At 71.3% G+C, this 8,505-nt stretch carries 7 protein-coding genes and 1 pseudogene; 7 read left to right on the plus strand and 1 reads right to left on the minus strand.

The annotated features are described in order from the left end of the window. On the plus strand, positions 1–1,698 hold a 1,698-nt coding region (locus AC2W7C_RS09805), incomplete at its 5' end, for a translocation/assembly module TamB domain-containing protein (RefSeq protein ID WP_486001274.1). A gap of 8 nt (positions 1,699–1,706) precedes the next feature. Beyond that, the gene (locus AC2W7C_RS09810; protein ID WP_486001275.1) at positions 1,707–2,375 is read left to right on the plus strand and encodes a translocation/assembly module TamB domain-containing protein; all 669 of its coding nucleotides are present in this window, start codon (positions 1,707–1,709) and stop codon (positions 2,373–2,375) included. A gap of 4 nt (positions 2,376–2,379) precedes the next feature. On the opposite strand, the gene AC2W7C_RS09815 is transcribed toward AC2W7C_RS09810, so the two are convergent. Beyond that, entirely contained in the window at positions 2,380–2,898 is a 519-nt protein-coding gene (locus AC2W7C_RS09815) for a hypothetical protein (protein ID WP_486001276.1), read from the minus strand. A gap of 105 nt (positions 2,899–3,003) precedes the next feature. On the opposite strand from AC2W7C_RS09815, the gene AC2W7C_RS09820 reads away from it, so the two are divergent. The 5 genes and pseudogenes from AC2W7C_RS09820 to AC2W7C_RS09840 all read left to right on the plus strand — a co-directional run. Next, the gene (locus AC2W7C_RS09820; protein WP_486001277.1) at positions 3,004–4,251 is read left to right on the plus strand and encodes a hydrolase; all 1,248 of its coding nucleotides are present in this window, start codon (positions 3,004–3,006) and stop codon (positions 4,249–4,251) included. Between the two features lie 164 nt (positions 4,252–4,415). Further along, on the plus strand, positions 4,416–5,423 hold the full coding sequence (locus AC2W7C_RS09825) for an arginine N-succinyltransferase (RefSeq protein WP_486001278.1): 1,008 nt from the start codon (positions 4,416–4,418) through the stop codon (positions 5,421–5,423). Between the two features lie 8 nt (positions 5,424–5,431). Then, positions 5,432–6,849, plus strand: a pseudogene (astD, locus tag AC2W7C_RS09830) (succinylglutamate-semialdehyde dehydrogenase). Further along, positions 6,846–8,186, plus strand: coding sequence for an N-succinylarginine dihydrolase (astB, locus tag AC2W7C_RS09835; RefSeq protein WP_486001279.1), 1,341 nt, complete (start codon positions 6,846–6,848; stop codon positions 8,184–8,186). Before astD ends, astB begins: the two are co-directional and overlap by 4 nt. 5 nt (positions 8,187–8,191) lie before the next feature. Further along, the coding region (locus AC2W7C_RS09840) for a GNAT family N-acetyltransferase (RefSeq protein WP_486001280.1) at positions 8,192–8,505 on the plus strand (314 nt) is incomplete at its 3' end.

Raw genomic sequence — 8,505 nt, forward strand, 5'->3', positions numbered from 1 at the left:
CTGACGGGTTCGCTGGCCCGCCCCCGCGCGGACCTGCGCGCCGCGTTCGGCCAGGTGAAGGCCGGCGCCCTGACCCTGACCGACGCAGACCTGATCCTGAGCTTCCGCCGCGGGGCCGACGCCTCGGACGGCCGGATCGCGGTGACCGCCGGCTCGAACTACGGCCCCGCCCGAGCCAGCGGCAACTTCTTCCTGGGCGGCCGGCGCATCCGCCTGACCGACGTCGATCTGGACGCCGGCGGCGTCACGGCCCAGGGCGCGATCGCGCTGTCGAACAACATCCCGTCCAGCGCCGACCTGACCTTCACCGCCCGGCCCGGAGCCTTCCTGGCCTCGGGGACGGCCGAGGGGCGCGTGCGCCTGACCGACGGCGGCGGGGCCGAAACGGCCATCCTGGACGTCTCGGGGACCGACGTGCGCCTGGCCGGCTCCACCTATGTGATCCGTTCGCTGGAGCTGGAGGGTCGGGGCCCGCTTGAGCGCCTGCCTTTCACCCTGAAGGCCGACGTCGGCGGCGCCACCCCGGTCGCCTTTGACGGAACCGGCGTCTATTCGCGCGAAGGCAAGGCCCAGTCGGTGGTGCTGGAAGGCGCGGGCCGCGTGCGCGAGATCGCCTTCACCACCCGCAACCCGGCGGTCATCGCCCTGTCCGGCGACGGGCGCGTCGCCCGAGTCGATCTGGGCGTCGGCGGCGGGGTGCTGACCGGCGAGCTGCGCCAGGATTCCCGCGCCGCCGTCATTGAGGCCAATCTGACCAGCGTGGACCTGCAGTCGTTGGCCCCCGATCTGCGCGGACGCGTCACCGGCCGCCTGTCCCTGCGCGGCGCGGGCGACGACCTGTCCGGATCGGCCAACGTCACCCTGGAGGATCTGCGCAGCATCGACGCCCCGCGCGGCCTGGCCGTCGACGGGACGCTGAACGCGCTCCTGGTCAACAACACCCTGCGCATCCAGGCCCAGGCCCAGGACCAGCAGGCGGTTCAGGCATCGGCCGACGTGACCCTGCCGGTGGAGGCCTCGGCCGCGCCTCTGCGCCTGGCCATCGCCCGCACACGGCCGATGCAGGGCGATGTTACGATCAAGGGCCAGATCCAGCCGATCTGGGATCTGCTGCTGGGCGGGGACCGGTCGCTGTCAGGCCAGGTCGACGTGCGCGCCGCCCTGGCCGGCACGCTGAACGAACCGCGCATCAACGGCCGGCTGGATCTTCAGCAAGGCTCGTTCCGCGACAACGCCACCGGCCTGCGGCTGGAAGGCGTCACGCTGAACAGCCGCTTCGACGACACCACCGCCCTGATCGAGACCTTCACCGCCGGCGACGGCCACGGCGGCACGGTGAGCGGCGACGGGCGCATCGGCCTGCGCCAGGGCTCGGGCTCCAGCTTCCAGCTGGCCCTGACCCGCTTCCGCATCATCGACAACGACATCGCCGAGGCCCGGGCCTCCGGCCCCCTGACCGTGGTGAGGGGCGAGGACGGCAACATCCAGCTGGCCGGCCGGATCGACATCGACGACGCCCGCATCCAGGCCAATCCGCCTGGGTCGACCGGCATCGTCCGAATGGACGTGATCGAGATCAACCGCCCCGGCGGCGACGTGCCCGAGGACCAGCAGAACCGCAGCCGCGGCCCTCAGATCGGGCTGGACATCGCCATTCGCTCGCCGGGCGGCGACGTTCTGGTGGTCGCCGCGGCCTGAACGTCGAGATGAACGTCAACGCCCGGGTGACCGGCACCATCACCCGGCCGATCCTGACCGGGAACGCCCGCGTGGTGCGCGGCGACTACGACTTCGCGGGCAAGCGGTTCGTGTTCGACCAGACCGGCTCGGTCAGCCTGTCGACCAATCCCGAGCAGATCCGCCTGAACCTGCAAGCGACGCGCGAAGACCCGGCTCTGACGGCCACCATCCGCGTCACCGGCACGGCCGCGCGGCCCGAGATCGCCCTGACTTCGACCCCCTCCCTGCCGCAGGACGAAATCCTGTCGCAGGTGCTGTTCGGCCGGTCGGCGTCCCAGCTTTCGGCGTTCGAGGCGGCCCAGCTGGGCGCGGGCGTGGCGGCCCTGGCCGGCGGCGGCGGCTTCGACGTGATCGGCAACCTGCGCCAGCTGGCCGGTCTGGACCGGCTGTCCTTCGGCGGCGAGGCCTCCAGCCTGACCGTGGCCGGCGGCCGCTACATCACCGACGACATCTATCTGGAGGTCATCGGCGGCGGCGAGAACGGCGCGGCCGTGAACGTCGAATGGCAGGTGCGCCGCAACCTGACGGTCAGCTCAAAATTCGGCGGACAGGGCGACGCCAGCCTGTCGATCCGCTGGCGCCGCCAGGCCCGGCAGCCGGGCGGGGCCCGCGAGGACCGCCGCCCGAACCGTTAGGCACTCAGTAGTCCTGAGCGGCCCGGGTGCGGATCTTGTCCAGGGCGCTGACGCCGCGGATGCCCGCGATATGGGTGATCGCGGCGATCCCCATGGTGACGATCGTGACGATGGTCAGCCAGATCGGCTGCGCCGCGCCGAACGCCGGAATGAACAGGGCCAGGCAGGCGCCGCCCAGGGCCCAGATCACCAGGATCAGGAAGATGATCGGCAGGGCCATGTTCGGCTTCTTCCACTGAACCGCCGCCAGGATCAGCTGCAGCACCACCAGCCCGCCGCCCAGCATCAGGCCGAACTGGCTTTGCTGGGCCAGTTGCGCGGCGTCGGGGGCTTGACCCGTCATCTGTTCGACCATCTTGGCCGCCGCCACCGAGGCCTCGGGCGTCGAGGCGTACCAGGCGCCCACCGCCTGGTGGATCGCACCGATCACCATGCCGACGGCGCTGACCTTGGCCGCGGCGAGCGCCGCCTCTTCGGTCGGCAGCGGGGCCGTGGGGTTCATAGCCTTGATCAGATCGGTCATCCGGTTCCTCCCTGGAATGTGGGCCGACCCTAGCTCGGCTGGAGCGCGAGTCGATAGGCGCGCTCGCCTTCACCTTTGCCACCCTTGCGGCTAGGGTCCGCCCGCATGCGGATTCTGCCCCCTGACCAGACCGTGCTCGACCATGTCGCGGCGCGCGGAGAGATCATCGTCGGCCGGGCGGTGGAGTGGGCGAACGTCAACTCCGGCAGCCGCAACGCCGCCGGCCTTGGGGCCGTGCTGGCCCTGCTGGAAGCCGAGGCCCGGCGCCTGCCCGCCGTCGTCGAACGCATTCCGACGCAGGGATCCTCCACTGTCGCCGACGACGGTTCTGTCCGGCTGGAGGCCCACGCCGACGCCCTGAAGATCACGGCCCGCCCCGAGGCGCCGCTGCAGGTGGTCCTGACCGGTCACTACGATACGGTGTTTCCCGCCGAGAGCGCCTTCCAGGCGGTCTCCACCCGTCCGGACGGCGCCCTGAACGGCCCAGGCATCGCCGACATGAAGGGCGGGATCTCGGTGCTGCTGGCGGCGCTGGAGGCGTTCGAGACCCATCCCGAGCGCGAGCGGGTCGGCTGGACGGTCCTGCTGTCCCCTGACGAGGAGATCGGCTCGCCCGCCTCGGCGCCCCTGCTGGCGACCTGGCGCCGCGGGCACCTGGGCCTGACCTACGAGCCCGCCCTGGCCGACGGGACCCTGGCGGGCGAACGCAAGGGCAGCGGCAACTACCACCTGATCGTCACCGGCAAGGCGGCCCACGCGGGCCGGGCCTTCCACGAGGGGGCCAACGCCGTGGCCGGCGCGGCGATCATCGCCGCCCGGCTGCACGCCCTGAACGGCCAGCGCGAGGGGGTCACGATCAATGTCGCCAAGATCTCGGGCGGCGGTCCGCTGAACGTCGTGGCCGACAACGCCGTGGTCCGCTTCAACGTTCGGGTCCCAGACGCCCAGGCGTCGGCCTGGATCTCCGAGGCCGTACGGCAGGTCGCGGCCGAGCCCCCCTTCCCCGGCCTGACGCTGGACCTGCACGGCGGCATGACCCGCGCGCCCAAGCCGATGGACGCCAGCCAGACCGCCCTGTTCGAAGCCGTGCGCCAGACCGGCGCCCTGCTAGGCCAGGCGATCGCCTGGAAGCCCTCCGGCGGGGTGTGCGAGGGCAACAACCTGCACGCCGCGGGCCTGCCCAACATCGACACCCTGGGCGTGGTCGGCGGGGACATCCATTCGGATCAGGAGTTCGCCTGGCCCGCCAGCTTCGTGGAGCGCGCCCAGCTGTCGGCGTTGATCCTGTGCAAGATCGCGTCGGGCGAGATCGACGCGCTGAAACTGAAACAACTCCGACTGGAGACGATGTGAGCCTTGCCTTCCTTTCGTCATCCCGGCGAACGCCGGGACCCAGCGGCGCCGCAGGCGATGTTTCCACATGCCGTGTCCGCGACGGGTTCGCGCTCTCGCGCGCCGCTGGGTCCCGGGGTCGCTGCGCGCCCCGGGATGACGAGAGAACAGGGAGCGCCCGCTAGATGCTCGTCGTCCGTCCCTCCGGCCCCGCCGACCTCGACCACCTGCTCGAGCTGGCCATCCTCTCGGGCCCCGGCTTCACCAGCCTGCCCGAGGACCCCGACCAGCTGGCCGAGCGCCTGGACCTGAGCCGCGACAGCTTCGCTGGCGCGATCCCGCCCCAGGAGCGCTGGTACACCCTGATGTTGGAAGAGTCCGAGACCGGCGACGTCGACGGCATCGGCTCGGTCAAGGCGGCGGTGGGCCTGAAACGGCCGTTCTTCAGCTTCCGAGTGGTCAACAACGCTCAGTCGTCGCCTTCGCTGGGCATCAAGCTGGAGCAGAAGACCCTGGTGCTGGTCAACGAATGCACCGGCTGGACCGAGGTCGGCTCGCTGTTCCTGAAGGCCGATCGGCGCAAGGGCGGCGCGGGCCGCCTGCTCAGCCAGTCGCGCTACATGCTGATCGGGGCGGAGCCGGATCTGTTCGCCGACACCGTCCTGGCCGAGTTGCGCGGGGTCTTCACCCCCGACGGCGCCTGCCCGTTCTGGGATCATGTGGCGCACAAATTCTTCCCCATGGAGTTCGACGAGGCCGACCGGATGACCGGCTCGACGGACAAGCAGTTCATCCTGGACCTGGCCCCGCGTCACCCGATCTACATCGAACTGCTGCCCGAGCCGGCCCGAGCGGTGATCGGCAAGGTGCATCCGCAAGGGGTGCCGGCCATGGCGCTGCTGGAAAGCGAAGGCTTCCGGCCCAACGGCCTGATCGACATCTTCGACGCCGGCCCGACCGTCACCTGCGGCCGCGACAACATCCGCACCGTCCGTGACGCGCGCCGGCTCACCGTCGCCATCGCAGACGAGGTCGAGGCCGAACTGCCGGCCCTGATCTCGACCGACAGCGTCGGGGCCTTCCGCGCGGTGCGCCAGCGCACCCATATGGAGGGCGACGTCGCCACTCTGACCCGCGAGACCGCCGACGCGCTGAAGGTGCGCGCCGGCGACACCGTCCGCGTGAAGACCTGAGTATCCGAATGACGAACTTCAAATCCATCGACCCCGCCACCGGCGAGACCGTCTGGGAAGGCCCCGCCGCCTCGGCCGCCGAGGTCCAGGCCGCCGCCCACCGCGCCCGCGCCGCCTTCGAAGACTGGTCGGACCGCCCGCGCCAGGACCGGATCGACGCGGTGAAGCGCTATCAGGCGGTGCTCAGGGAGCGCGCGCCACAGATCGCCGAGGCCATCAGCCGCGAGACCGGCAAGGCGCTGTGGGAGACCGCGACCGAGCTGCAGGCCATGCAGGGCAAGGTCGACATCTCGATCCGCGCCTATGACGAGCGGACCGGCGAGCGCACCGCGCCCACGGCCTTCGGCTCAGCCACCCTGCGCCATCGCCCGCACGGCGTGGCGGCGGTGCTGGGGCCGTTCAACTTCCCCGGCCACCTGCCCAACGGTCATATCGTCCCCGCCCTGCTGGCCGGCGACACCGTGGTCTTCAAGCCGTCGGAGGAGACGCCCCTGACCGGCCAGCTGATGGCCGAGGCCTTCCAGGCCGCCGATCTGCCGGAAGGCGTCGTCAACGTCGTCCAGGGCGGGCGCGACACCGGCGCCGCCCTGCTGGACGCGGGCATCGACGCCCTGATGTTCACCGGCTCGGGCGCGGCCGGCGCCCACTTCCGGCGCAAATTCGCCGACGACCCGCATGTGATCCTGGCGCTGGAGCTGGGCGGCAACAATCCGCTGGTGGCGTGGGACGCGAGCGACGCCGAAGCCGTCGCGGGCATCGTCGTGCAATCGGCCTTCATCACCACCGGCCAGCGCTGCTCGTGCGCGCGCCGCCTGATCGTGCCGGAGGGATCGCAGGGCGACGCCATCGTCGAGGCGGTGGCGGCGCTGAGCGACCGCCTGACCTTCGCGCCGTGGAACTCCACGCCCGAGCCCTACGCCGGCCCGCTGATCTCGGAACGCGCGGCCCAGGCGCGCTGCAGGCCCTGCAACAGCGCATCGACCTTGGAGCCAAGGTAGTCCGCGCCTCGGGCCCGGTCGGCAACCTTCCCGGGGCCTTCGTGCGGCCCGCGATCATCGACGTGACCGGCTTGAACGTGCTGGACGAGGAGATGTTCGCCCCGTTCCTGCAAGTGATCCGCGTCCCGACCTTCGAGGCCGCGATCCAGGCCGCCAACGCCACACGCTACGGCCTCTCGGCCGGCCTGGTGTCGGACGATCCGGCGAACTGGGAGGCTTTCATCCGCCGCATCCGCGCGGGCGTGGTCAACTTCAACCGCCCGACCACCGGCGCGGCGGGCGACATGCCCTTCGGCGGCCTGGGCGCCAGCGGAAACCACCGCCCCAGCGCCTACTACGCCGCCGACTACTGCGCCTATCCGGTCGCCAGTTTCGAGGCCATGGCGGTCAAGAATATCGAGAACGAGATCAAGGGATTGCACTCTTGACCTCCCTCGCCGTCGAAACCAACGCCGACGGTCTGATCGGGCCGACCCACTCCTATGCGGGTCTGTCGCCGGGCAACCTCGCCTCCAGCCTGAACGCGGGCGAGGCGTCCAATCCGCGCGCGGCGGTGCTGCAGGGCCTGGACAAGATGAAGCGGCTGGCCGACCTGGGCCTGCCCCAGTACGTGCTGCCGCCGCACGAGCGGCCGAACCTCCCCTTCCTGCGCTCGCTGGGCTTCTCGGGAACCGACGCCCAGGTGCTGGAGAAGGCCTGGAAGGACGCGCCCAGCTTCGCCGCCGCCGCCTGCTCGGCGTCGCCGATGTGGGCCGCCAACGCCGCGACGGTGACGCCCTCGGCCGACAGCGCGGACGGGCGGGTGCACTTCACGCCCGCCAACCTGGTCACCAACCTGCACCGCTCGCTGGAGCATCCGCAGACGAAGCGGGCGCTGGAGGCCCTGTTCCCAGATCCGGAAAGGTTCGCCGTTCACGACGCCCTGCCCTCGGTCGCCCATCTGGCCGACGAAGGCGCCGCCAACCACGTCCGGCTCTGCGCCGACCACGGCGCGCCGGGCGTCAATCTTCTGGTCTGGGGCCGCGAGGCCTATGAGCCGTGGACGGGCGCCTTCCCGGCCCGCCAGACGCGCGAGGCGTCCGAGGCCATCGCCCGCCGCCACGGGGCGTCTGGCGTCGTCCTGGCCCGCCAGTCCAGGGCCGCCATCGCCGGCGGGACCTTCCACAACGACGTGGTCTGCGTCGGCGCCTTGGAGACCCTGTTCCACCACGACCTGGCCTTCGAGGACACGGCGGCGACCCACGATGCGATCCGAAAGGCCGCCCAGGGCCAGTTCGAGCCGATCTTCGTGGAGGTGTCCTCCGCCGACCTGCCGCTGGCCGACGCCATCTCCAGCTATCTGTTCAACTCCATGCTGGTGCGGATCCCGGGCGAAGACCGTCTGACCCTGATCTGCCCGACTGAGACCCGTGACAACGCCCGCAGCCATGCGGTCGCCGAGGGCCTGGCGGCCTCGAACGGCCCCATCGGCCGGGTCGAGTACGTCGACGTGCGCCAGTCGATGCGCAACGGCGGCGGTCCGGCCTGCCTGCGCCTGCGGGTGGTGCTGACCGAGGCCGAGCAGGCGGCGGCCAATCCCGCCATGCGGCTGACCGAGGAGTTGCACGGCGCGCTCAGCGTCTGGGGCGCGACCTGGTACCGCGACGAACTGCGGCCCGCCGACCTCGCCGACCCGGCCCTGCTGGACGAGAGCCGGGGCGCGCTGGACGAGCTGACCGCGATCCTGGGCCTGGGCTCGGGCTTCTATCCGTTCCAACGGGACTGACGACCGTGGCCTTCGTCCACCGGATCGCGACCGAGGACGACATCCCCGCCCTCGTGGCCCTGATGGACCGCTCCATCTCCGGTCCGCTGGCGGCCTTCCTGACGCCGGAGCAGATCACCGCCTCCAGGAAGCTGATGGGCCTGGACAGCCAGATCATCGCGGACCGGACTTATTTCATCGTCGAGACGGACGGCGTCCTGGCCGGCTGCGGCGGCTGGAGCCGGCGCATCACCACCTACGGCGGCGACCACACGCCGGGCCGGGTCCCCGCCCCGCTGGTCCCCCGGCGTCGATGCGGCCCGCGTCCGCGCCATGTACC

Source organism: Brevundimonas sp. CURTG3B2_SDJG (assembly GCF_057364705.1).

Excerpts from the sequence above, each read along its gene's own strand:
- AC2W7C_RS09810 (WP_486001275.1), top strand. The coding sequence starts at position 1,707 with ATGAACGTCAACGCCCGGGTGACCGGCACCATCACCCGGCCGATCCTG.
- AC2W7C_RS09815 (WP_486001276.1), bottom strand. The coding sequence starts at position 2,898 with ATGACCGATCTGATCAAGGCTATGAACCCCACGGCCCCGCTGCCGACC.
- AC2W7C_RS09820 (WP_486001277.1), top strand. The coding sequence starts at position 3,004 with ATGCGGATTCTGCCCCCTGACCAGACCGTGCTCGACCATGTCGCGGCG.
- AC2W7C_RS09825 (WP_486001278.1), top strand. The coding sequence starts at position 4,416 with ATGCTCGTCGTCCGTCCCTCCGGCCCCGCCGACCTCGACCACCTGCTC.